This window comes from Bacillus sp. FSL P4-0334, assembly GCF_038004825.1.
Taxonomy (GTDB): domain Bacteria; phylum Bacillota; class Bacilli; order Bacillales; family Bacillaceae; genus Bacillus; species Bacillus velezensis.
The window spans coordinates 1247028-1270232 of record NZ_JBBORX010000001.1 but is presented as its reverse complement, the minus strand read 5'-3'; the positions used below and the strand labels follow the sequence as shown (position 1 = coordinate 1270232).

The window sequence follows — 23205 nt, the reverse complement described above, 5'->3', positions numbered from 1 at the left end:
TAAGAAAGCGCTATCATACACAAGTTAATGATTTTTGGATGGAGATGAGGAGAACCAGGAAACCCCGCCCTTTCACAAGGGTGATTTCTGGTTCTTTTTGTCATTTTCAAGGAAAGGAGTCATACATACATCATGATAGACGTTCAGCAAAGGGGAGGATATGATGTTTCAATTGTTTAAGCCGGCTCCGCATATTGAGAGATTGGATGATTCAAAGACGGATGCGGCCTATAAACGGCTCAGGCTGCAAGTATTTTTGGGGATTTTCATCGGGTATGCCGGGTATTATTTGCTTCGCAAAAACTTTGCCTTCGCTATTCCTTATTTTCAGGAACAAGGGTTTTCAAAAGGGGAACTTGGCTTGGTGCTTGCGGCCGTATCAATCGCTTACGGCTTCAGTAAATTTATTATGGGGATGGTGTCTGACCGCTGCAACCCGAGGTATTTCCTTGCGACAGGTCTGTTTTTGTCAGGTGTCGTAAACATTTTATTTGTTTCCATGCCGTGGGTCACGTCAAGCGTGACGATTATGTTTATTTTTATGTTTATAAACGGGTGGTTTCAAGGAATGGGCTGGCCGCCTTGCGGACGGACGATGGCTCATTGGTTTTCCATCAGTGAACGCGGCACGAAAATGTCGATATGGAATGTCGCCCATAACATAGGCGGAGGTATTCTCGCCCCGCTCGTGACTCTCGGCATCGCCATGTTTGTTACTTGGAAAAGCGTGTTTTTCTTTCCGGCGATTATCGCCATCGTCATTTCATTTGTGATTGTTCTTCTCGTTCGGGACACGCCGCAATCCTGCGGGCTTCCGCCGATTGAAGAATACCGGAATGACTATCCGAAGCATGCGTTCAAAGACCAGGAAAAAGAGATGACGACCAAAGAAATTCTTTTCAAATACGTGCTGAATAATAAGTTTCTGTGGTATATCGCATTTGCCAATGTCTTTGTTTATTTCGTGCGGTACGGTGTCGTTGACTGGGCGCCGACCTATTTGACGGAAGCGAAAGGGTTCTCTCCTGAAGATTCCAGATGGTCTTATTTCCTTTATGAATATGCGGGAATTCCGGGAACGATTTTGTGCGGCTGGATCAGCGACCGGTTTTTCAAAAGCCGCCGCGCGCCGGCAGGCGTACTGTTCATGGCCGGCGTATTTATCGCTGTATTGGTCTACTGGCTTAACCCTGCCGGTCATCCGCTCATCGATAATATCGCGCTGATCAGCATCGGCTTCTTAATCTATGGACCTGTCATGCTGATCGGGCTTCAGGCCATTGACCTTGCGCCTAAAAAAGCGGCGGGAACGGCAGCCGGCTTAACCGGGTTTTTCGGCTACATCGGAGGCTCTGCTTTCGCCAACGCCATCATGGGTTATGTCGTAGACCGCTTTGACTGGAACGGCGGCTTTATCATGCTTATCTCCTCATGCGTGCTGTCCATCGTCTTCTTGGCTATGACGTGGAATACGGGCAAGCGGGCGGAGCATGTGTAAGAAAACAACATAAAAGATTAATATTTTTGCAGTACAGCATTTACAACGATTTTCTACACTAGAGACAGATATTGATTTTTAAGGGGGAAGAAAACATGCGGAAACATAAATTGTTTGCTTTGGTATTGCTTTCATTCGGTTTATTGTCATTCATCGTCACGCCTGTATCGGCGGCGGGAAAAGGAAACCTCTTGTCTCCTGACAGAATTTTGACCATTGCCCATCGCGGTGCTTCGGGGTATGTCCCGGAGCACACGATCCTTTCTTATGAAACTGCGCAAAAAATGAAGGCTGACTATATTGAGCTGGATTTACAAATGACAAAAGACGGCAAGCTGATCGTCATGCATGATGAAAAACTGGACCGCACCACAAACGGACAAGGCTGGGTGAAGGATCATACATTAGCCGAGATTCAAAAGCTCGACGCCGGCTCTTGGTTCAATAAGGCCTATCCGGAAAAAGCAAAACCGCAATACGCCGGACTTCGCGTTCCCAAACTTGATGACGTGTTAAAACGGTTCGGCAGACATGCAAACTATTATATTGAAACAAAGGCGCCCGAAACATATCCGGGTATGGAAGAAAAACTGATCGCTTCACTGAAAAAATACAAATTGGCAGGTAAGCATGCGAAACTTGGACAAGTTATCATTCAGTCTTTCAGCAGGGACAGCCTTCTGAAAATCAAACAGCTCGATCCGAAACTTCCCGCCGTCCAATTACTTGAAGCGGAACAGATGACGTCAATGACTGACGCAGATTTAACGGACATTAAAACATATGCCGTCGGAATCGGACCGGATTACAAAGCGCTGAACGCTCAAAATGTCCGAAACATTCGCAGCCACGGCCTTCTGCTTCATCCTTACACCGTAAACAGCGAGGCGGACATGCGCCGTCTGCTGAATTGGAGCGTAACCGGTGTGTTTACCAACTATGCGGATATATTCCAAAAGGTTAAAAAAGAATACAAATCATAAAGCCAGCATGGGTTCGGGGATGATGCCGAACCCATTTTTTTTGCCCGATAATGCAAACGCCATCATGGGTTATGTAGCGGGCGGAGCATATTATTAAAAGGCTGAGACTCACCTTAATTGTAAAAAGGTATCACTGTAATGATGAATTACTTGTGATACCTTTTTAAACAAAGGAATATAATTATTTATTTCTATTATCTAGTTTCTTTCTTATACTATTTGTAATAGACGATAATACAAGTGATACTAAACCATAGACAACCACCCATCCCCAGAAGGATAGATTAAAAACAGTGAACATTAATATGACTGAAACAACTATACTGACAAGCGGCATTATATAGACTTTTTTGAAAATATAAGTGAATATAATCGATAAGACGATAATAGAAAGTGGTAAAATACCAAAAGCAAGATCTAGCTCATCCATTATTATTCTCCTTTGTGAATTTAATTTCCCTTTAAATATACTCACTCAGCTGTCTAGCGATTTAAAAAATGTATATAATCACTCCATACTTCTTTGTTTTTCTTAATCATAAAAAAGTCATATTCAGAAACATGGGTATTGTTAATAATTTTTTCAAGTCCTCTGACAGGAGTAGATTTTAATTTTTTTCCGTTTTTATAAGAGTAAGAATTAATCACATATTTCCCACCCTTGCTTATTTCTAACAAGAAAATTTTAGACTCGTCAAAATAAGTGAATTTTGCTTGGTTTTCAAATTTTGTCGACCTATTTAACGGGATTTTTTTTCCCGGCTTCATACTTTTCAGATCGAAAGTATAAAGTATTGAATTAGCTGCCAAATGATATAAAGTGTCATTTTTCACAAAAAAGTTATTAGTGGAAAGAGGAATTGCCAGTTGAGAAATTTCATCAGGGATATGATAACTGCCTAAAGGATATGCCCCTTTAAACTTTTTATGCTTTAAATCAATTTCTGCTACTTTGAATTGTACTTTGTTTGATTTATCCGTTTGGTTATATAGTATAAAAAAGGCTGAGCTTTTTTTAACTATTATTTGTGAATAAACACTCCAATTTTCTTCATTTAATACAGGAATTGTTGTTCCTTTCCCTACTGTAACTTTATCTTTATCTATTTTAATACCCTGAAAAGTCGGTGTTTTAATTGAAGAATCTTCATTTATCACGTAAATATATTCACCGTCATTACCAGTACTTGTATAGAAACCCGGAATAATCTTTTCATGAAATCCACTGCCGTTACCCCATCTAATTAAACTATTATAATGGTTTTCACCGACTCCTTGATTATTCAAAAAATAAAAGATATTTTCTTTTATTAAATGGCCTGATGATTGCCCATAACTTGTATGTACTTGATGTTGCATCGGGAATTTTTTAAAGTTATCGCCTATCATATAAACTTCTTTTTTGTCCTGTCTAACTATGTTTTTTTCATCTTGTGCAATGGTTCCAACCTCAATAGCATCTCCTTTTACAGCTGTTGCTGCTCCTTTTTCATCAATGTATACAGTATAACTCCCATCTTTAGGATAATCTATTGTAGCTGAATAATATATAGCTGCAATTTTATCATTCAAGAAATACTTTTCCTTTTCTTTTTCAGTTTGTTTAACATTAGAAACTGAATTAGTATATTTAAAAGTTCCAATACATATAAATATACCTATTAATACTATGACCGCAATTATAATAAGCCACTTAATCTTGTTCAAATATAATCTCTCTCCTTAAAATAATATGACTCCCTAAATAAACTTAGGGAGTGAAAATAATTCATCTAAATGTTTTGATAGTTTTTGTATAATCGGAATCTCTGATGTCTCTTGGGTAGACGCCCAGTCCTAATTTTCGCGTTTTCATACTTATTATCCCTAACTATTTACTTTCCTATATTTTAATTTATTATACAATTATTGTAATCTCAACTTACGTACTGTATTTATTCTATGGTTAATTATTTGTTTTGTCTCTAAAACTTTGACTTTGGAGTACAGGAAAAAGATGAAGCATGGAGAAGAAGAAACATAAAAGATTAATAGTTGCCCAACATATCTTTTAGATTCATTCTTTAGTATGGAAGACAGTTATTGATAAGGCGGAGAAATCATGAGAAAAAAAGAATACTGTCCCTGGTTGCCTGTCGTTAGGCTTTCTCATTCATCGTCACGTCTGTATCGAGCCAGCATGGGTTTGGGGATGATGCCGAACCCATGTTTTTTTGCCCGATCAAAAAACCTTGCGGGAACGTTCCCGCAAGGTTTTTATCAATCATTATTCTTTTCCGGCAGCGGCTTCCGCCTGTCCGCCTTTTAATTGATCGTTGATTGCTTTGGCGTCTTTCAGATACTCAGTCTTGAATCCGCTCTTCAGCGCCCACGCATAGAAGGCAAGGGCAACGATTGCGATCAGCCCCATATCCCAGCCGTACGGAATGATGTTCAGACCGCCGAATTTTTCACTTCCGAGCCATGAAATGACCATCATGCTGAGCAGATAGACAACCATCCAGACCCCGCCTTTAAAGTTTCTGCGGAATCCTTTCCACTTCGCTTTCGCTTGGTAGTAGAAATAAATCGGAAGGCCGATCAAAATGATAAACAGCACCTGCCCTGTTAACGGCCAGCGCGCCCAATACAGCACGAGAGACGCGAACACGAAGCCGAGCGGTGCAACCACGCTGAGGCCTTTCAGACGGAGAGGCCGGTACAAATCCGCCGCCGTCCGCCGCAGCGTCATCACCGTCACGGGACCCGTGATATAAGAAATCAGCGTCGCAACGGAAATGATTTCAGCAAGCACGCCCCATCCTCTGAATAAAAACAGAAAGATAAACGATACGACCAGGTTGAAAATCATCGCTTGGCGCGGCACGCCGTACAGCGGATGAAGCTTTCCGAAAATGCTCGGCATATATTTATTTTTTTCCATGCCGTAAATCATGCGGGACGTCGTAGCGGTATAAGTAATACCCGTTCCTGACGGAGATACGAACGCATCCGCATAAAGAATAATGACAAGCCAGTTGATATTCAATGCGATCGCCAAATCGGCAAATGGAGAGTTGAAGTTCAGGTGACTCCAGCCGTGAACGATCATGGAAGGTTCAACCGCACCGATAAATGCGATTTGCAATAGGACGTAAATGACGGTTGCGACCAGCAGCGAACCGACAACCGCAATCGGAATCGATTTGCCGGGATTTTTTGCTTCTCCGGCCATGTTAATCGGGCTTTGAAACCCATTAAACGCAAATACGATACCTGATGTGGCCACCGCCGTCAGCACGCTTGCCCAGCCGTTCGGCGCAATGCTTGAACCGGATGTGAAGTTTCCGCCGTGAAAACCGGTAAACAGCAGCGCTCCGATTGTCAGCCCCGGAATAATGATTTTAAAGATGGTAATCAATGAATTCGCTTTTGAAAATAAGTTAACTGTCCAATAATTCAGTAAAAAGTAAATAATCAGTAATACGGATGCGAAGCCGAGCCCCTCTCCCGTAAGAGTGCCGTTGTGAACGAGATTGCTTGTCCATTTTGCCCATTCCCACGGCCATGAGCTCATGTATTGAACAGACGCAACCGCTTCCACCGGAATAACGGAAACAATCGCAATCCAGTTTGCCCATCCTGCGATAAATCCAATAAATGATCCATGAGAATATTGAGTATATTTTACCATTCCCCCGGCTTCCGGGAACATTGAACCCAATTCACTGTAAGAAAGTGCGATAAACAAAATAACGATCATACCGATAATCCAGGAAATAATTGCGGCAGGTCCCGCAATCTGAGCCGCCCGCCACGCCCCGAATAACCAACCGGAGCCAATCATCGACCCAAGTCCGACCATCATGAGTGCAAACGTTCCCATTCTGCGATGTAATTGATTCATAAAGTTAACACCTTTCAATTAAAATATGACTCCAGCGCTATCATATATTTATAATATTATTCTGAAAATAGTTTTGTCAATCTTTATCGCATTAAAGCAGAAAGCCAAAATTACCCTTCCGATGTTTAAACAGCCGTTAAGCGGGAATAACTACTGCAAGCCAGAAATAGAAAGGAGTTTTTATCGTGAAACAAAAACTGCTCATTTCAGGACTTGCCGTGTCGACTGTCGGAGTGACTTCCTACCTGCTCAAAGATAAATCAAACCGCCAAAAGGTGATGAACTTTATCCGCAATATGAAAACATCGCTCTCCGGGAAGCAGGATATTGAATCATTCCCCGTCAACAAAGCAGGCAACCCGCATCCCGAAGATATTGAAGATAACAAAATGGTATCCGAAGGCTCCATGTACCCGGTTCAATATTATGATGACAAGAAGAAATAATCTGTTCCCGGGCTGCCCGGCCGTATCAAACGGCGGCAGCTTTTTTTATGCAGACGGCGTTTGATAGATCCGCCAATATTGGCGCGATCCTTTCTCCCGCACGGTAATGCCCAGTTTGGATATTTCCGCTTTCAGCTCTTTCGCATCAGCCTTTTCCTCCTCTTTCAGCGCCTTTTCTCTCGCTTTTAAAAGAGCATTTGCCCCAGGCTCCAAATCCGGCGTGTCCGGCACCCACCGTTTGTATTCTTCTTTAAAAGGATCTTCCGTCCCCAGCCAGATATACCCATGCGCGCGAAACGCATCAGCCGCTTTTTCAACCGCGGGCTCAAGCTTCTCCCGAAAAAGCTCCTGCCCTTTAGTCCCCAATAAGACAAGATGCTTTTCATCCGTAAACACACCGGAAATGCTGTCTTTCGAAAACACGCTTTCTTCATTATATATGGTTAAGGACACCTCGCTGTCCGTCACGACTGCCACAAGAGTTTCTTTAAAAGCTGCCCGCGTCAGCCACACTCCCCCGATTAAGCCGATAACGGCGGTTGCAGCCGCAGCCTTCCATCCGTGAAAAGAAGCGATAATGTCCAGCGGCCCGTGAAAAGGCAGCCAATCCAATGTTACGGCCCACTTCGCAATGACCGGCAGAAACCATCCGATGACCAGCCCCAATAATGGCGGCACCAGAAAAACCAAAGTTTTTTCAACCGATGACAACTCAAGAACCGTCTGTTTTTTTATTTCGTTCATGTTTCTCCTCCGTCTGTGTTTTTCACAACTATCCATTATACAAAGGGTTGGATGATTCTGTAAACTGTTTCCGAAACAATAAAAAGCCTCCCGACCGCCGGGAGGCTTTTTAAAACAGGAGCTCATATACTTCATTCAATTCCATCGTGCGCTTCTCATCCTGCTCGTTCTCAGCATATTTGATTTCCTTTTCAAGCAGCTGATTCAGCGCATCCATTTCCAAATCATTTAGATCTTTCACAAACTCGCCCTCATTTGCATAATGCTTCACCTGAAGCTTTTTATAAATCCCTCGGCACACATCATGCTCCAAGTGGTTCGAAAGCGACTCGCGCAAATATCCGAGTGTCCTGTCCATCATGTAAGCCCTCCCTTTTCTATAGGAATAGCTTCCCGGAAAGAGAGAAAAACTATACATGAAAGCACCGGGCGGCTGTTTTAACTCTGTACCTGAATGGAGAAAAATCCGCTGCTTAACGGCGTGTACGGCCCGTTCAGCCCCGTTGCGGAGAAAGAGAACGTTCCTGAACTGACATAAGAAAGAGGAACACTGTAATATTTAATGTAGCCTGTAACGATATTGCCGTTTTTCGTATATTCATCTTCCAGCGCTTTTGACGTAAGATTTGTAATATTCGTTCCGTTGTTAAATGCCTGGATCGTGTTATTGTTCGGATACCCTTGGAAATATACGGCTAAATAACCCGTTGTACCCTTCATCGGTTTTGATGCGCTGATTTGGTTCGGCCCGATATTTTCCCATTGGTAACTCTGACCGTCAGACGTCACACCGATAATACGGATTTGTGTTAAAGCAGGAGCCGGCGCCGCAGACGCTGATGGAGCCCACAACCCGCTCACAAGCAACAAAACAGCGGCGGCCGCCGCGAATAGCATAACGAGTCTCTTTTTCATGTTTCTTCCCCCTCTTATTCTTTTCGTAGAATCCTATACTATTTTACACGATTTACAAGGAAAAAGATTACATTTTATAAAAGAGTCCGGAACACTTTGTGAACTAGATATGAAACGCTCTTGAAACGCCGTTGATCATGAGAAAGATGCCGCAGATTCTTAACACGACTCTCGAACTTCTGTCATCTTTACCGAAAAAGGTTTTTCCGAGCCGCCCGATCCATACGTTCATTGCAACTCCCGCGAGCAATTCTATGATTCCGATCATTTCTGCCATATACAAAGCAGCCACCCTTCTAACCGTTTTTTTTCATATGACGGCTTATCATATAAAGTGATAAGACCAATGACGTTGCACCGGCAGCAAGAAACAGGCTCAGCGGCACTATCTGCATGCTGCCTCCGCCATTGTTTTGAAACGCGCCGATCGCCCATTTTTCAGGAGTAAACAACGACAGCATGCGCATGTACTCCGGAGCCGCGTCTAATGTGAAGAAAGCCCCTCCCAATAAACCCGTGACAGCTATAAAAACCGAAGCAAGCGACGTGAATTGCTTTTGGCTCTTCATGAACGGTATCACGGCCATCGTTACAGCAGTCAGCGCAAACGAGCAGGCCGCAAGCACCGCTCCCGCAGCAAAAACATGATCAGCAAAACGGATATGCAGCATGAATGTTCCGGCAGCGAGGATTACGATAATATGGAGAAGTCCGAAAAGATACGCCGCCGCAAACTTAGAGATTGCATATGCTGTATAGGAAACGGGCGTGCTCAGCAATCTGTCATATGTATGATTTTCTTGTTCATCTATAAATGATCGCAGGCTTTGGACTGCAACGAACCAGATAAACATCACTAAAAACCCGATAAGTCTGTCGGCTGCTTGTCCGCCTTCATAAACGTGATGGCGGTCAACATTGACGGCGGAATGACCCTGAATATCCTTCAAGAGATCAGCTGCCGCCTGCTTCCCGTCGGTGTGCAGCGTGCGGGATATCACTTTTGCATCGCGGACTATTTTTTTCAGCGCGCCCGCCTGCTGCGCAATCAGCTGCTCTGTCAAAACAGCATCACCCTTTTCTTCATTCTGAATAAATGAAACGTTCAATTCATCTCCGGAAAATAACGTCTCTTCAAAATGAGAGCCGATCAGCAATCCAAAGGATATATCCTGATGATGAACCTTTGTTTTTAATACGTCCTCCGTGACCTTCGTGACTTTTATATGGCCGGCTTTCTGAATCATTTTCATAAATTGCGCTGAATAGGCGCTCTGATCCTCATCAGCTACATATACTTCCTTCTGCTGACTGCCATCCGCAGAAAAGGAAAAGAAATATGTGAGAAGGAGCGGGGCGGAAATCGTCGCAAAGATGGCAGCCCGATTTTGCAGCATCAGTTTCAGCTGATGTCTGATCATGAATAACAGCTGCGTCATGAAACAGCCTCCTTCCGTTTAAACACCCAGATGGTCAAACATAAAAACACGGCGCCGATGGCGGCAAGCTCTGCCAAATCCGTCGAAATACCGCTCAGACCGGCATGCTGCGTGACACTGACATAGCTGTTGATCGCTTTGCCGTTCGGTATCAGCTCCTGCACGATTTTCAAACTGTCAGGCAAGCCGTCTTTTGCGATAAAGCTTCCGCCTAAAAAACTGAATCCGTATAAAATGGGAGCCGCCATGCTTGAGACGGTCTCGTGGTTTTTTGCAGTAAACCCCCAAAGAAGCACGATACTGCCGATCGCAAATGAATAAACGATCGTAACCAGTAATATTTCAAACAAATTGCCCCATTTTACCTGATACAAGATGCCGCTTGCGATGATGACGGCAGCCATTTGCATAAGGATGGCAAGCATGATTCCCAAAAGCTTACCCGCCACGTACTGGATACGTAAAACAGGCATTGATTTGATTCTGAATAACGTGTGCTGCTGTCTCTCTTCCACTATCCCGTGAATGAGCGCAAACGCGGTCATAATGGAGAACATGACGACCATTGCGATTGAATAATACTGCATCGCATCAATCGGGGCCGCGTGATTGCCGGCCGACTGTTTCGGAATGGTGACAGCCTGTTCACGTTCACCCGAAAGGCCGCTGATGATTTTGCTGGCATCTTCCTTTGACAGATGTCCCGACTGCTTCAGCACCGCTTTCTCTTCACTGATCTCCGCTTTTACTCTGGTGACAAACGAATCGGCCATCATTTCCACAATGTCTCCGTTTACAGAGCCTTGTTGGTCCGAGATGACTTTGATACTTGTTTTTTCATTGTGTTCTGCCGCTTTTGCAAAGCCTTTCGGCACGTATACAAAAACGGAGACTTTGCCGCTTTTGACAAGCTGTTTCCCTTCTTGGTAACTGCCTATGTCTTTAACACGGATGAGATCAGTTTGTTTCAGCACGTCATTCTTTAATACGTCGCCCAAAGAACTCTCCGCGTGATCCGCATTATAAAACGCGGTCTGAAATGGCTTCACTTTCGAATCGCCGTGAAAAACCGTTCCTAAAATAAAAATCATCAGTGCCGGAAACAGAATCAGTTTTATATAGAAAGACTTTGCTCCGGCCAATAACCGAAAATCTAATAAGATCAGCCTGAATAATATTTTCATGACGCCCCCTATGAATCCCGCAGCGTTTTGCCGGTGAGCCGGAGGAAAATGCTTTCCAGATTGGCTTCCTCGAAATGAATGCCTTTAATGGTGATACCGGTTTTCCTGATATCATCCGCAATATCAAGGATATTGCGATCTGCCGCAGAGACGAGCATCGTAATGGTCTGCTGGCTGACAGCAGCCTCGGCAACACCGGGAATGCGGCGGATTTTTTTAACGGCATCATCATTCAGCCCCTCTGCATTCACGATCAGGGTATCAGAGGCTTTGGCTGACTTCTTCAAGTCGTCTTTCGTCCCGCAGGCAATGATTGAGCCGTGATCCATGATCGCCGCTTTTTCACAGAGGTATTCAACCTCTTCCATGTAATGACTCGTGTAGATGACGGTCATCCCTTTTTCTTGATTTAACGTCTTCACGGTTTCAAGAATATGGTGTCTGGATTGCGGATCAATTCCGACGGTCGGTTCATCTAAAATGAATAGTTTCGGTTCATTCATTAGCGCGGCCCCGATATTCACCCGTCTTTTCATTCCGCCTGAAAATTCAGATATCCTTTGATGTCGCTGTTCCTTTAATTCGATGATGTCCAGCACTTCATCAACCCGTTTACAAAGTTCCTTACCGGAAAGTCCGTACAGACTCCCAAAAAAAGCCAAATTATCCTTTGCGCTTAACGCTTGATATAAAGCGATTTCCTGCGGGACGACGCCCATCACTTTTTTTATGGCCGCAGGCTGCTCCTGTAATGAGGTTCCGTCAATGCAGATTGTTCCGCCCGTCGGCGGGAGCACGGTGCTGATCATCGACACCGTTGTTGATTTACCGGCGCCGTTTGGTCCCAGGAGACCGAATATCTCTCCTTTTTCGACGCGCAGTGATATATGATTGACAGCGGTAAAATCGCCGTACTTCTTTGTCAAATCCGTTAATTCGAGCATTCGGGCAGCACTCCTTGTGTCATGTCTGCACTTATTCTACTCTCGGCAATCCTTGTTTTCTATTCACTTTCGTACTCGATATGGGTATTACTTTCGTCATATGTTTAGTGATAAAAAGGGAGAGAGGAGGGTGAAGCGGGGTTATAGCAATTTTTGCAAATATAAGGTAAGCTCAGTTCTGTTTGACACTTCTAGTTTATCGAGGATTCTGGATACATAGTTTTTCACAGTGCCTTCAGTCAGAAATAAGTCTGCGGCAATGCGTTTATTGCTTTTGCCTTCCATAATGTGTTTCGCCACATCAAGCTCTCTCGGCGTGAGAATCTCCTTCAGCTTTGTCCGCGGCTCTTTCTGCACCGCAGGGATCTCCATATTGTTCAGCGCTTTTACGACGGAAACCGTGATTTTGGGATTCAGCATCATCTTCCCTTCATAAACGGCTTGAAGGGAGGCGATCATTTCATCTGAATCAGCATCCTTCAAGAGATAGCCGTCGGCTCCGCTTTTCAGCCCGGCAAAAATATAGTGATCATCCTCAAACGTTGTCAGAATGATGACTTTTACGGACGGATATCGCGCTTTTACCGCTTTTGTCGTTTCGATTCCGTCCATACCGGGCATTCTGATATCCATCAAAATCACATCGGTTTCGGTTTGAGAAAGCAGCCGGAGAACCTCTTCGCCGCAAGAAGCCTCTCCCGATATTTGAATTCCTTCATGAAGACTCAGAATCATTTTCAGCCCCTCTCTCACAATGGACTGGTCGTCTGCAATCATGACATTCACTTGATTATTCCTCCTTGCATGGAATCCTTATTTTCACGTCAAAACCCGTTTCCTTCCCAGACGAGAAAACAGCCTCTCCGCCAAGTGCGGCTGCTCTTTTCTCAATTCCTTTCAGACCATTTGATTTTATGATCGTTCCGCAGGCTGAGCCGTTATTATGAATATGCGCCAATATCATGTTTCGGTTTTTTTGAATCCGGACAGAAACATATGAAGCATGTCCATGCTTTATCGCATTCGTAATCGTTTCCTGAACGGATTGATAAAGACAATGCTTCACATCCGGCTGTTCCGCTTCTATGGCCGCGTCCGTCTCCAGCTCGAAGCGTATGCCTCCCGCCTCTTGAAAATGGCTGAAAATGTCACGGAGCTCTTGCTCAAATCCCCGCCCCGGCAAAGAGCCCTGCAGCAGCATAACGGCCTGGCGAAGCTTTAAAATGGATTCTTTCGTAAGATCATGCGCCTTATGAATGATCTGCTTCACTTTGTCCGGCTGATGCCCGGCTGTCTTCCCGGCAAATTCCAAATTCATTTTCAGAGCAGCCAGATAATGACCGAGAGAATCATGGAGCTCCTGCGCAATTCTAGTTCTTTCTTTCGTAACGGCCAGTTCCTCAATCCGGTCTGAATATTCCTTCAGTGTGTCATTAGCGATCTTCAGCTCTCGGTTCAGCAATTCAACCTTCGACTTCTCCTGCAGGTTTTTCCGATATAAATAAATCACCGCAAACATGATGAAGTATGGCGGCACGATATCACTGACACCCGCTCCGCCGGCGTATAAAGCTGCGGCAAATGCGGCGGCATTCATCGTTAACAAAACAGCCGAAATCTGCTTATCAGTAATAAGCACCTCCGCCAATAAAAGCACCATTACGGCCTGTGTCCCCACACTATAGACATTGTGCAAAAGAACTCCCGCGATAACGTTGCTCAGGAGAAAAGAGACTTGATATACAGCCGGCCTTCTCTTCATATATAGCGGCCGCAGGCAGTCATTAACCGTCAGCATAATCACGAGCACAGACAAAAAAACCTTCAGCTCCCCCCGGCCGGGAGGAAGCTGAAGAATCGCATGAAAGATTGATAGTAATGCAAAACCCCTGATCAGTAACTTCGTATGTGCAATCTTCATCGAATTCTCCTTACAAATGAGCGGCGGCTTTCCGCTCCACGTTCAGCACATCATACAGCTCATCAAGCGAATGAATTTCATGCGTCGGGATGATTCCGGACTCATTTGCTTTCTTTCCGGGATTAAACCAGCACGTATCAATTCCCGCCATCTGACCGCCTTTTATGTCCGCGCTCAGTGAATCGCCGATAATAAGTCCCCCCTCGGCAGAAAAACCGGGAATTCTCGCAAACACGTAATCAAAGTATTCCTTCATCGGCTTTTGAAAACCCGTGTCCTCAGATACAAACACATCTTTAAAGAACGGATACAGACCGGAGTCGCCCAGCCGCTTATATTGTGATCTTGAGACGCCGTTCGTCACGATGTATAAATCAAATAAAGGACTCAGCCGTTCAATCAGCTCATAAGCCCCGTCTATCATCTGGTGCCCTTCTTCTAAGTATTGGCGGTACGCCTGATTCATCAGCACGCCGTCGGCTTCGAGGCCGTATTCTTTAAACAAAAGGGCAAACCGTGTATTCACCACTTCATCGCGGGTCATTTCCCCCTCTTCAAACGCCTTCCACAGCCCATGATTTAACGCTTTATAACGGGCTTCCACCTCTGCCGTCAGCTCCAGCTTTGAACCTTGAAACAATTTTTGAAGAGCATCGGTTTCTGAAGCGGTAAAATCCAGCAGCGTATTGTCTATATCAAATAATAACGTACGGTAATGACTCATCGATGTTTCCCCCGGTTCTGCTTTTTTTAATCAGTATACCACTCGCGGACAAGCCGAAAAAGACACCCCTGTAAGAGAGGTGTCTTTTTGAATTATACAGCGTCTTCTATTTTCGATTTTTCACCAGGCATGCGCTTGCCGATACCGAACGCATAATAGCTGACCGTCACAATCGCCAGGAAAATCACCCCAACAACCAACGAAATCCGCGTATCTTTGTTAAACCACATGCCGATCAATACCATGAGTAAGAAAGCGATCGTCAAATAGTTTGTAAACGGCGCAAAAGGCATTTTAAACGGATGCTTATCAAGCTCAGCGCCCTTCGCTCTTCTGAAACCGAGATGGCTGATTAAAATGACGAACCACGGAATCATTCCCGGCAGCACACTCGCGCTGTACACATAGACAAAAATTTTCGGAGGCGCGATGTAGTTCAGCACGACACCGATCACAAGTCCGATTAATACGGCAAACGTACCGAATATCGGCACACCGCTCGAAGAAACTTTCTTAAAGAATTTCGGGGCCTGTCCGTTCACGCCCAATGTATAAAGCATGCGTCCCGCACTGAATATCCCGCTGTTGCATCCGGACATCGCAGCGGTAATCACAACAAAGTTAATCAAACCGGCCGCCGCCGTAATCCCGACTTTCGCAAATGTCGAAACAAACGGACTGCCGAGTGAGTGAAGCTCATTCCACGGATATACGGTAACGATTACGAAAATCGCACCGATGTAGAAAATTAAAATCCGCCAAATAATACTCTGAATCGCGCTTCGCAGCGTTTTTTGCGGGTCCTTCGCTTCCCCTGCCGTAATCCCGATCAGTTCGACCCCTTGATAGGCCGCAACGACCAAAGACAAGGCAAAGAAAAATCCTGAAAAACCATTCGTAAAGAAACCGCCGTGCGACCATAAATTAGATAATCCGATCGCATGCCCTCCGTTACCGAAACCGAAGAAAATAATTCCGATTCCGGCCACAATCATCAGAATAATGGTGACGATTTTGATCATGGCAAACCAAAATTCAAACTCACCGAAAGATTTTACCGAAATTAAATTCGCCGCACCGAGAATGGCCATGGCGATAATGCCGGGAATCCATGCCGGCAGATCAGGAAACCAATATTTCATATACGAACCGACGGCGATAATTTCAGACATCCCGACGATCACCCATTGAAACCAGTTGCTCCACGCCGTCATATAGCCGGCTAACGGATGTATATACTTATGGCCGAATGTCGCAAACGACCCTGTACTCGGCTCTACATAGAGCATTTCGCCCATCGCACGCATGATAAAAAAGATAAAGATACCCGAGATCGCATAAGCCAGCAGGACAGACGGCCCGGTCCATCCGATCGTGCTGGATGACCCCATGAATAAACCGACACCGATCGTGCCGCCCAGCGCAATCATCTGTATATGACGCGCGCCTAAGCCTCTCTTTAATTCTTTGTTTGCCACTTCGCTTCCTCCTCTTAACAGCTCTGATATATGTGAAATAATGAAGCAGAAGGTGCACCTGTTGAACCTAACTCACTCTTCATTTCCCGCAATATTAGAAATATTCTATTTTTCTATTGTTGTATAATCTCCAATTTCCTTATTTCATCATAATAAATTTCCGTGGAAAATACAATTGTTTTTTTCAGGTAAACACCTTGCACCTTAAACCAACAAACTAAAAATAAAGCGCTTTCATTTTTATTGAATTATGAATATTGAGATAATAAATGCTGCAGCCTCCGAGAAACAGGATGTCCCTGGAGAAACATGTTCCGCCCCCTATTCAATATTATTTTTGCTAAGCAGAATGGCGTAAAGTCTTACTCTCTTCCATTCTCCCTTGTATACGCCATAATCCTGCTTAACCGGCAAAAATCATGCATTAATCGATAAATGCCTCATTCAGCCGCAGCAAAAGCCGGCCGAACTTTTCTTTTTCATCGCCTGACCAATCGTCAAGCATATGTCGGTATCGATCAAGACGCATCTTTTTATCAGCTTTTAACCTCTGTTTGCCAAGCTTCGTAATCGCAAACAGACTGACCCGCCCGTCAGAAGGATCGGAAAAACGCTGGATCAGCTCTTTCGACTCCAAGGCCGCGGCCTGGCGTGACAATGTGGAAATATCCAGCTTAAAAGATTCGGCTAATTCCTTTACACGCGCCGGTCCGAATTCATCCAGCTGCCGTAATAACAAATACGCAGCCCTTTCCAGATGTCCGATTTTACGGTCGGAGTTATCAAGATAAACAGCTCTCCTGATAAAAGTGGTGAGCTCATATTCAATTAATTCAATCGGATCTTGTTTTGACAAACAGCCTCACTCCTTACAATTGACAACAGCAATATTAGTTGTATAATACAAACATATGCACATTTACTAAGAAAACATATAGAAAGATTTTGCATACATATATTTGTATAGTACAAATATATGCGCAAAAAGTAAAGAAACATATCGAAGCATCAAGAAAGGGGGAAGCTGCTCTTCTCCAAAGAACAGCATTGTCGTGAAAGTCATACGCATCATCTTGCAAATCATTATTTTATTCGCATTTTCCTTTATCGGGGGAGCCGTTCAGCAGTTCTTTCACCTGCCCATTCCCGGAAGTATCATCGGTTTGATCCTGCTGATCATATGTTTATCGGTTAAGATCATTCCCGTCAAAATGATTGAAGACGGAGCCGGATTTTTGCTGTCTTTTCTTCCGCTGTTATTCATTCCGGCCATGACGGGCGTCATCAATTACCCGTCACTGTTTTCCGCCAGCGGGGCTGCTCTGTTTCTGATCATCGTGCTGAGCACCATCGTCACAATGATCGCCGCAGGGTACGCCAGCCAGCTGTTAGAGCACAAAGCCAATCAGAGAAAGGAGGAAAAGAAGTGCAGCAAGCATGTATCGCAATCCTTATAATTTTGTTCACGGCCGCCGCCTATCTGGCTATGGTGAAATTATATGTGCGCTTTCCATATCCCTTTCTCATACCGGTTTTGACGACTACGATTTTCATTATCGCCGTGCTGCTTGTTTTTCATATTTCGTATAAAGACTATATGATCGGCGGACAATGGATCAATTCACTGCTCGGCCCCGCCGTGGTGGCTTTGGCATACCCGCTTTATAAGCAGCGCCGGGTGTTAATCAAGTATATGTTTCCGATCATCGGCGGCGTGTTGGCCGGTTTATTCTCCGGAATGGTCAGCGGCCTGCTATTTGCAGAGCTGTTCGGCATCAGCCGGAGTTTGATTTTGTCAATTATCCCAAAATCAATTACGACGCCTGTCGCGATACAGATTGCGTCCGGTATCGGCGGTGTCCCTTCCATGACAGTCGTGTTCGTCATGATCGCAGGGTTTTCCGGCGTTATCTTAGGACCGCTGCTTCTCAAGTGGATCCGCATTCGCAGCTCACTCGGGAAAGGAATTGCATTCGGGAGCGCTTCCCATGCGCTCGGCACCTCAAAAGCAATGGAGTACGGAGAATTAACGGTCTCCATGAGCTCTGTTTCCATGACGCTCTGCGCCGTGTTAGGGTCGGTCTTCGGCCCCGTCGTAGCATGGATGTTTCAAATTTAAAGCTGGCGGTTCTCCGTCAGCTTTTTTCATGTGCGGATCATCTCATTTCCTTCCATTATTATGTTTCATTTGTAAAAATAATGGTAAAGTAGAAAACAAGGAGGGATTTAATGATGACTGGAGCAATTCCGCAAAAGAAACTGCTGGATGGGACAAGCATTCCCGCGATCGGCTTCGGTACATACGCTCTTAATGGAAACAACGGCGTTCATGCCATTACAAGCGCCATTGATATCGGCTACCGTCTGATTGACACCGCTTATAACTATGAAAATGAAGGATCGGTCGGAGAAGCCATCAAGAGAAGCTCTGTTCCGAGAGAACAGCTATACGTGACGTCCAAGCTGCCCGGGCGCTACCATGACTATGACAAAGCTGTACAAACCATCCAAGAATCTTTATACCGCGCCGGTCTGGACTACTATGACCTGTATCTCGTCCATTGGCCGAACCCGAAACAAGACCGCTACACGGAAGCATGGCAGGCACTGATTGATGCGAAAAAATGGGGTCTGATCCGATCCATCGGCGTCTGCAATTTCCTGCCTGAGCATATCGAACGGCTCGAACGTGAAACCGGCGTAAAGCCAGGCATCAACCAAATAGAACTGCATCCCGCTTTTAATCAGCAGCAGCAGCGCCAATGGCACGAAGAACAGAGCATCGTGACAGAATCATGGAGTCCGTTATCCCGCGCCGGCGAAGTATTGAACGATCAAAAACTCGGACGGATTGCGGACAAATACGGCAAAACCATTTCCCAAGTCATTTTACGCTGGCATATCCAGCTGGGCGCCATCCCGATTCCAAAATCAGCATCGCCCGAGCGCCAGCTTGAAAACATCTCCGTTTTTGATTTCTCCCTTGATGAAAACGACATGAGCATTATCGACTCGCTTACCCGCCCCGACGGACGCATAAACGGCCAAGACCCGGCGGAGTATGAGGAGTTTTAAGTAAACGCATAAAGAAAAGCTGACGGCATCATTTGTCAGCTTTTTTCTCAATTTATATACGCACACCCAGCTCCCGTTTCCATTCAGAAAGCCAATCTGTATCCCCAGATCCGTATTGCCTGCTTTGGCCGACATCACGCAGAGATCCGTTTTTATACTCAATGGACAGAACCAAATCAGGAATGGCGTCATAACCCGTTCTCGCAAGCTTCGTGAGCCCCTGTCCGTAATGGGCGGCCGCTTCTGCCGCCGTATGTCTCAACAAAGGATCTTGCTGCAGCGCTTCCTTATAGACCTCTAAAAGGTCGCGTCCGTCTTCTGTGACGTACTTTCCGTCCACGATCTGCAAGTCTTTCAGATGATAGCCGGTCACCTCATACATTTCCCGAACGACTTGATATTTCTCATATGTTTCCGGCGTAAACTGCGAGGAGTCATCACTCCGGCTGCGAATGATGTGCGCAAACAGCTCTTTGCTGTTTTCCCCGGAGTTTAAGACGGCTTCAATCTGCTGAGTGAGATCTTTATCGTCAGTCCCGCTCACTTTTAACAGATAATCAATCGGTGATATCGTAAATGTAAGATTCGCACCCTCCGGAATCTGAATATGATTCCGATGAAAAAGCATATCTATCTGCTGATTCACCTGCGCCCGCTGAAACACCCTTTCATTTTCGACTTGAATCTCTCCGTTGAGCGTTTCACCCCGAAACGCCGCATCACGGAAATCATAGCTTTGGGCTTTCCCCTTAAACAGCCATTCCGTTTCATTATGATAAGCGGCCTGACGCTCCGATTCTGATAAATCACTTCTGAAATAAGGTGAATCGGCACGCTGGTATTTGTCCTTAATATAATGCAAAGGATCTGGTTTTCGTTTATTAATTTCATTGATACGGCTGTATTTCTCATCAAGAATCTTGCTCGCAATATCACTCTCAGACTCATACGGATTATTAGCGTCTATTACCGTCTCTTTCCCATTATCCGTAATCGTTTTCTGATTTGCAGATTGATATAAACGGGACAGGCTGCTCCCTTTCTCAGTGACACCGCTCCTTGAATAATTCACCTGGCTCAGATCGCGGGTCCCGCCTGCCTGAATCAATAAGCTGTCCGGCCCTTTTGCCGCATCTTTCACATTTGTTTTGGAAGAATACCGCTGAAGCACTTGCTGAGCCATTACTTGATTTTTTATATAACGAGCGTTTAGGCGCATGTTTTTAACCTCCGCTTGAGATGATGTTCTAGTGTTTGTATCGGCTGTTTCCCAGTTGATTTTAACCTAAAATAACAAATGTTTACATCATGAGGGTTTTTATGTATGATGTAGTCAAAAAGGAGGAATTTTCCACGAAAAAGTATATATCTATACTATTTGTCAGTGCAATCTTATTATCAGGCGTATTGTTTGCACCTTCAGCCTCAGCCTCTGCGTCTCAAAAGAACTCATCACAAATAAGCGCTATTACAGGAAATCACTCATTTGAAACTGCCAATCCAGTAGGCTACTGGAAATATAAAAATATTGATACAGCCATATTGCCAAAAGGGGAAAAGGATTCGTATTTCACTTTCACGGCAAATAAGGGAGAAAGACTTTATGTCAGGAGTTCAACAAGAAGTGAATACAAGGGAATGGACATTGAAATTTATAATAAAAATAAAGTACTGATCAGTAAAGGCACAGAAGTGATAAATCCTGATACGGCGCTACCTTTTATCTATGCAAATACAGATGCGAAAGAAAATAACGAGACGTTCTACGTGAAAGTGTCCCGCGGCTCCTACACTGACGATATGTACTTTACACTCTCTATTTACGACCGAATCAAATCCGGCAGTGAGACCTTCTCATTCAGCGGTACAGCTGAAAATAAAGGGAACACAAGCCTCAGTCCGAATGGATCAGATTCAACTGTTCTTAGACTCGACTTAACCAAACAGACAAGCATTCCAAGAGACGCCACAGTGAAAAGAATCAACACCACCGCAACCCAAACACCAAGCCAAGGAAATACAAGCCACTACATCATGTCGGAAGAAAATAAAGTGTGGCACCGTGCACTTGCAAACAGCTCCACACAAGGGAATTACGGTATTACACTGGATGATAACCTCTCAGCGGCAAGCATCTGGAATTTTAAATACAACACACTTGCAACAGCTAAATCGACTATGAAAAATGTAAAATTGAAGATTGATTATGAGTACGATGTGACAACGCAGTTTTAATTAGAAGAACAGCCGCCCATTGGGCGGGCGGCTGCCTGCTTGGAGTTAAAGTGAATTTACGAGCCCGTGCCATCTTATCCTGTTGTCATAGCATAAAATCATTAAACACGCTGCTAAAATTCTTTTTTATGATATATAGCTGCGGCAATGAAAAATGAAATGATATATAAGATAACGCCGATCATGAGATATATAATCAGAACATATAAAGAAGGATTTATGTGCAAAAATGACAGCGGTACTTGTTCTGCTACATACCCAACGACACTTTGCAATCCAAAGGTAGCAAAAAGTCCCCCCATTGCCCCTCCAATTACAATAGCATCGGATTTTTCCGGGCCTATCATGTAGAGAAGAGGATAAACGATTGCACCGGCAAAGAGAACGATGAACGTTCCAAAAGAGACAATATTAAATATGCTGTCAATCGGTTCATCTGATCCCAGGCTGTATACAAAGAAAACACCATAAGATAGTACGGCTCCGAGCACAACAATCAAAAGATAAAAGAAATAGTGACTTTGAACAATATTTGTTCTGCTGACCGGTAAAGTCAGGACATACCTGTCATAGCCAGACTTGCTCTCATACTTTATAACCTCAAGTGCGGGCATGACGACAAACAAAATAATCAGCATAGCAACAAAACGATGCATTGAAGCATCCCCAAAATAAAAAATGACTGCTGATACCAATATGGCCAACCCCGTGTATGCAAAGAAACTTCGATAAACCAGGTAATAGTTAGTCAGTAACAGACCTCTCAATGTTTTCACTCCTCGTTAAAAAGACGCTGATTTCTTCTATGGAAATGGTGTTGGCCGTTACGCCATTCGGCAATTTCTGTTGATCCGATACAAGCACACTCCAATAAGATCCATGTTTCCTTTTTGCTAGAATGATATCTTCGTCAAGCTCAGCCAATTGGCCTTCATCAACGTCTATAACAGTATAGCTTTCAAGAACCTTATCTTTCTCTTCATTTAATAAAATTTCGCCATCTTTCATAATAATGATATGGCTGGCTATCTTCTCGACATCAGTCATAATGTGCGATGAAAGTAAAATACCGCCGTTGCTTTTACTCACAAAGCTTTTTAATTCATTTAACAGGTCATCTCTTGAAGAGGGATCAAGCCCTCCCGTTGCTTCATCCAGGAGTAATAATTGTGCATTATGCGACAAAGCAACAGCTACGGATAACTTCATTGACATGCCGCGCGAGAATGTATTCACTTTTTTGTCCATGGGTAAAGAGAAAGAATGAACCAACCGGTAAAAATGCTCTTGGTCCCAAGCGTCGAATAGTTTCTTAAATACATGATTCAGCTGCTTTATCGTAAGGTGCGCAGGAAGATTCATCGCATCAAATACGACCCCAATATCTTCTTTGAACTTTATATGTTTATCCAGATTCTCTTTACCAAAGATTTTCACTTTACCTCTATCCTGAGAGATTAATCCTAATATCGTTTTAAATGTTGTTGACTTGCCTGCGCCGTTATCACCGATAAAACCGACAATTGATCCGGCAGGCACATTGAATGTAACATCCTTTAAAGCAGTTTATGGCCAAAAGATTTGCTGATGTTTCTGATTTCTAAAAGGTTTGACATCATTCCACTCCTATCATTGTTGTCAGACTTTTTTTGAGAATTGAACCGGATTATTGCAAAAATGTTGTTATTTTTATATCTAGTCGAGTATTCATAATGGATCAGGAGTCGACAAAT

The 23205-nt window shown here is 44.2% G+C and carries 25 protein-coding genes and 1 pseudogene; 7 read left to right on the top strand and 19 right to left on the bottom strand.

The features are described 5' to 3' along the window. Positions 1-163 precede the first annotated feature (163 nt). Positions 164-1498, top strand: coding sequence for a glycerol-3-phosphate transporter (gene glpT / locus NSQ37_RS06605; RefSeq protein ID WP_003156725.1), 1335 nt, complete (start codon positions 164-166; stop codon positions 1496-1498). 95 nt (positions 1499-1593) lie between these two features. After that, positions 1594-2481 carry a glycerophosphodiester phosphodiesterase gene (locus NSQ37_RS06600; protein ID WP_341123426.1) on the top strand — a complete coding sequence of 296 codons (888 nt, stop codon included), beginning with the start codon at positions 1594-1596 and terminating at the stop codon, positions 2479-2481. A gap of 181 nt (positions 2482-2662) precedes the next feature. On the opposite strand, the gene NSQ37_RS06595 is transcribed toward NSQ37_RS06600, so the two are convergent. From NSQ37_RS06595 to NSQ37_RS06580, 4 genes are all read right to left on the bottom strand, one after another. Continuing rightward, positions 2663-2911, bottom strand: coding sequence for a DUF2651 family protein (locus tag NSQ37_RS06595; RefSeq protein ID WP_041482172.1), 249 nt, complete (start codon positions 2909-2911; stop codon positions 2663-2665). Positions 2912-2964: 53 nt separating this feature from the next. Beyond that, on the bottom strand, positions 2965-4188 hold the full coding sequence (locus NSQ37_RS06590; RefSeq protein ID WP_085341695.1) for a hypothetical protein: 1224 nt from the start codon (positions 4186-4188) through the stop codon (positions 2965-2967). Between the two features lie 431 nt (positions 4189-4619). After that, positions 4620-4748 carry a hypothetical protein gene (locus tag NSQ37_RS06585; RefSeq protein WP_256994855.1) on the bottom strand — a complete coding sequence of 43 codons (129 nt, stop codon included), beginning with the start codon at positions 4746-4748 and terminating at the stop codon, positions 4620-4622. Next, positions 4748-6367 (bottom strand): APC family permease, encoded by a 1620-nt coding sequence (locus NSQ37_RS06580; protein ID WP_007408992.1) that lies wholly within the window; start codon positions 6365-6367, stop codon positions 4748-4750. Before NSQ37_RS06580 ends, NSQ37_RS06585 begins: the two co-directional genes overlap by 1 nt. A 185-nt stretch (positions 6368-6552) precedes the next feature. Here NSQ37_RS06580 and NSQ37_RS06575 point away from each other — a divergent pair, with 185 nt between their 5' ends. After that, positions 6553-6813 (top strand): hypothetical protein, encoded by a 261-nt coding sequence (locus tag NSQ37_RS06575; protein ID WP_003156732.1) that lies wholly within the window; start codon positions 6553-6555, stop codon positions 6811-6813. A gap of 45 nt (positions 6814-6858) precedes the next feature. Here the strand turns inward: NSQ37_RS06575 and NSQ37_RS06570 are convergent, their stop codons facing one another. From NSQ37_RS06570 to NSQ37_RS06515, 12 genes are all read right to left on the bottom strand, one after another. Continuing rightward, on the bottom strand, positions 6859-7557 hold the full coding sequence (locus NSQ37_RS06570; RefSeq protein WP_043021522.1) for a YqeB family protein: 699 nt from the start codon (positions 7555-7557) through the stop codon (positions 6859-6861). Between the two features lie 109 nt (positions 7558-7666). Then, positions 7667-7915, bottom strand: coding sequence for a sigma-G-dependent sporulation-specific acid-soluble spore protein CsgA (locus NSQ37_RS06565; protein WP_031378862.1), 249 nt, complete (start codon positions 7913-7915; stop codon positions 7667-7669). Positions 7916-7995: 80 nt separating this feature from the next. Then, on the bottom strand, positions 7996-8472 hold the full coding sequence (locus tag NSQ37_RS06560) for a DUF4879 domain-containing protein (RefSeq protein WP_007408988.1): 477 nt from the start codon (positions 8470-8472) through the stop codon (positions 7996-7998). Between the two features lie 103 nt (positions 8473-8575). Then, positions 8576-8755, bottom strand: coding sequence for a hypothetical protein (locus NSQ37_RS06555; protein ID WP_032865246.1), 180 nt, complete (start codon positions 8753-8755; stop codon positions 8576-8578). 13 nt (positions 8756-8768) lie between these two features. Then, on the bottom strand, positions 8769-9911 hold the full coding sequence (locus tag NSQ37_RS06550) for an ABC transporter permease (protein ID WP_253612695.1): 1143 nt from the start codon (positions 9909-9911) through the stop codon (positions 8769-8771). Then, complete coding sequence (locus NSQ37_RS06545) at positions 9908-11095, bottom strand: ABC transporter permease (protein ID WP_341123423.1); 1188 nt, start codon at positions 11093-11095, stop codon at positions 9908-9910. Before NSQ37_RS06545 ends, NSQ37_RS06550 begins: the two co-directional genes overlap by 4 nt. A gap of 8 nt (positions 11096-11103) precedes the next feature. After that, positions 11104-12039: an ABC transporter ATP-binding protein gene (locus NSQ37_RS06540; RefSeq protein WP_059366484.1), complete on the bottom strand. Its 936-nt coding sequence runs from the start codon at positions 12037-12039 to the stop codon at positions 11104-11106. Positions 12040-12180: 141 nt separating this feature from the next. Further along, complete coding sequence (locus tag NSQ37_RS06535) at positions 12181-12825, bottom strand: response regulator (protein WP_015239065.1); 645 nt, start codon at positions 12823-12825, stop codon at positions 12181-12183. A 4-nt stretch (positions 12826-12829) separates the two neighbouring features. Beyond that, the gene (locus tag NSQ37_RS06530; RefSeq protein ID WP_150940968.1) at positions 12830-13960 is read right to left on the bottom strand and encodes a sensor histidine kinase; all 1131 of its coding nucleotides are present in this window, start codon (positions 13958-13960) and stop codon (positions 12830-12832) included. Between the two features lie 10 nt (positions 13961-13970). Beyond that, positions 13971-14684, bottom strand: coding sequence for a YjjG family noncanonical pyrimidine nucleotidase (locus tag NSQ37_RS06525; protein WP_305175600.1), 714 nt, complete (start codon positions 14682-14684; stop codon positions 13971-13973). A 92-nt stretch (positions 14685-14776) separates the two neighbouring features. Then, complete coding sequence (locus NSQ37_RS06520; protein ID WP_015416703.1) at positions 14777-16162, bottom strand: amino acid permease; 1386 nt, start codon at positions 16160-16162, stop codon at positions 14777-14779. Between the two features lie 424 nt (positions 16163-16586). Further along, entirely contained in the window at positions 16587-17018 is a 432-nt protein-coding gene (locus NSQ37_RS06515; protein ID WP_011996235.1) for a MarR family winged helix-turn-helix transcriptional regulator, read from the bottom strand. A gap of 196 nt (positions 17019-17214) precedes the next feature. Between NSQ37_RS06515 and NSQ37_RS06510 the strand changes: the two genes are divergently transcribed. The 3 genes from NSQ37_RS06510 (at position 17215) to NSQ37_RS06500 (ending at position 19237) form a co-directional block, all read left to right on the top strand. Continuing rightward, positions 17215-17619: a CidA/LrgA family holin-like protein gene (locus NSQ37_RS06510; RefSeq protein WP_341123421.1), complete on the top strand. Its 405-nt coding sequence runs from the start codon at positions 17215-17217 to the stop codon at positions 17617-17619. Continuing rightward, positions 17589-18281, top strand: coding sequence for an LrgB family protein (locus NSQ37_RS06505; protein ID WP_007408978.1), 693 nt, complete (start codon positions 17589-17591; stop codon positions 18279-18281). The genes NSQ37_RS06510 and NSQ37_RS06505 overlap by 31 nt, the downstream gene beginning before the upstream one ends. Before the next feature lie 110 nt (positions 18282-18391). Continuing rightward, a complete protein-coding gene (locus NSQ37_RS06500) occupies positions 18392-19237 on the top strand; it encodes an aldo/keto reductase (protein WP_163113915.1) in 846 nt (281 codons plus the stop codon). A gap of 52 nt (positions 19238-19289) precedes the next feature. Here the strand turns inward: NSQ37_RS06500 and NSQ37_RS06495 are convergent, their stop codons facing one another. Continuing rightward, positions 19290-20456 carry a DUF4885 family protein gene (locus NSQ37_RS06495; RefSeq protein ID WP_218791450.1) on the bottom strand — a complete coding sequence of 389 codons (1167 nt, stop codon included), beginning with the start codon at positions 20454-20456 and terminating at the stop codon, positions 19290-19292. Positions 20457-20557: 101 nt separating this feature from the next. On the opposite strand from NSQ37_RS06495, the gene NSQ37_RS06490 reads away from it, so the two are divergent. Continuing rightward, positions 20558-21472, top strand: a complete 915-nt coding sequence (locus NSQ37_RS06490) for a hypothetical protein (protein WP_053104619.1) — start codon at positions 20558-20560, stop codon at positions 21470-21472. A 113-nt stretch (positions 21473-21585) separates the two neighbouring features. Here the strand turns inward: NSQ37_RS06490 and NSQ37_RS06485 are convergent, their stop codons facing one another. Together NSQ37_RS06485 and NSQ37_RS06480 are read right to left on the bottom strand one after the other, a co-directional pair. Beyond that, positions 21586-22239, bottom strand: coding sequence for an ABC-2 transporter permease (locus NSQ37_RS06485; RefSeq protein WP_122503672.1), 654 nt, complete (start codon positions 22237-22239; stop codon positions 21586-21588). Next, positions 22217-23088: pseudogene (locus NSQ37_RS06480) on the bottom strand (ABC transporter ATP-binding protein). The gene NSQ37_RS06485 and the pseudogene NSQ37_RS06480 overlap by 23 nt, the downstream one beginning before the upstream one ends. Positions 23089-23205 lie beyond the last annotated feature (117 nt).

Bases quoted from the DNA above. Each gene is read 5' to 3' on its own strand.
- NSQ37_RS06565 (WP_031378862.1), bottom strand. From the start codon at position 7,915: ATGGACAGGACACTCGGATATTTGCGCGAGTCGCTTTCGAACCACTTG.
- NSQ37_RS06530 (WP_150940968.1), bottom strand. From the start codon at position 13,960: ATGAAGATTGCACATACGAAGTTACTGATCAGGGGTTTTGCATTACTA.
- NSQ37_RS06595 (WP_041482172.1), bottom strand. From the start codon at position 2,911: ATGGATGAGCTAGATCTTGCTTTTGGTATTTTACCACTTTCTATTATC.
- NSQ37_RS06540 (WP_059366484.1), bottom strand. From the start codon at position 12,039: ATGCTCGAATTAACGGATTTGACAAAGAAGTACGGCGATTTTACCGCT.
- glpT (WP_003156725.1), top strand. From the start codon at position 164: ATGTTTCAATTGTTTAAGCCGGCTCCGCATATTGAGAGATTGGATGAT.
- NSQ37_RS06550 (WP_253612695.1), bottom strand. From the start codon at position 9,911: ATGACGCAGCTGTTATTCATGATCAGACATCAGCTGAAACTGATGCTG.
- NSQ37_RS06525 (WP_305175600.1), bottom strand. From the start codon at position 14,684: ATGAGTCATTACCGTACGTTATTATTTGATATAGACAATACGCTGCTG.
- NSQ37_RS06570 (WP_043021522.1), bottom strand. From the start codon at position 7,557: ATGAACGAAATAAAAAAACAGACGGTTCTTGAGTTGTCATCGGTTGAA.
- NSQ37_RS06545 (WP_341123423.1), bottom strand. From the start codon at position 11,095: ATGAAAATATTATTCAGGCTGATCTTATTAGATTTTCGGTTATTGGCC.
- NSQ37_RS06560 (WP_007408988.1), bottom strand. From the start codon at position 8,472: ATGAAAAAGAGACTCGTTATGCTATTCGCGGCGGCCGCCGCTGTTTTG.
- NSQ37_RS06600 (WP_341123426.1), top strand. From the start codon at position 1,594: ATGCGGAAACATAAATTGTTTGCTTTGGTATTGCTTTCATTCGGTTTA.
- NSQ37_RS06495 (WP_218791450.1), bottom strand. From the start codon at position 20,456: ATGCGCCTAAACGCTCGTTATATAAAAAATCAAGTAATGGCTCAGCAA.
- NSQ37_RS06585 (WP_256994855.1), bottom strand. From the start codon at position 4,748: ATGATTGATAAAAACCTTGCGGGAACGTTCCCGCAAGGTTTTTTGATC.
- NSQ37_RS06500 (WP_163113915.1), top strand. From the start codon at position 18,392: ATGATGACTGGAGCAATTCCGCAAAAGAAACTGCTGGATGGGACAAGC.
- NSQ37_RS06490 (WP_053104619.1), top strand. From the start codon at position 20,558: ATGTATGATGTAGTCAAAAAGGAGGAATTTTCCACGAAAAAGTATATA.
- NSQ37_RS06580 (WP_007408992.1), bottom strand. From the start codon at position 6,367: ATGAATCAATTACATCGCAGAATGGGAACGTTTGCACTCATGATGGTC.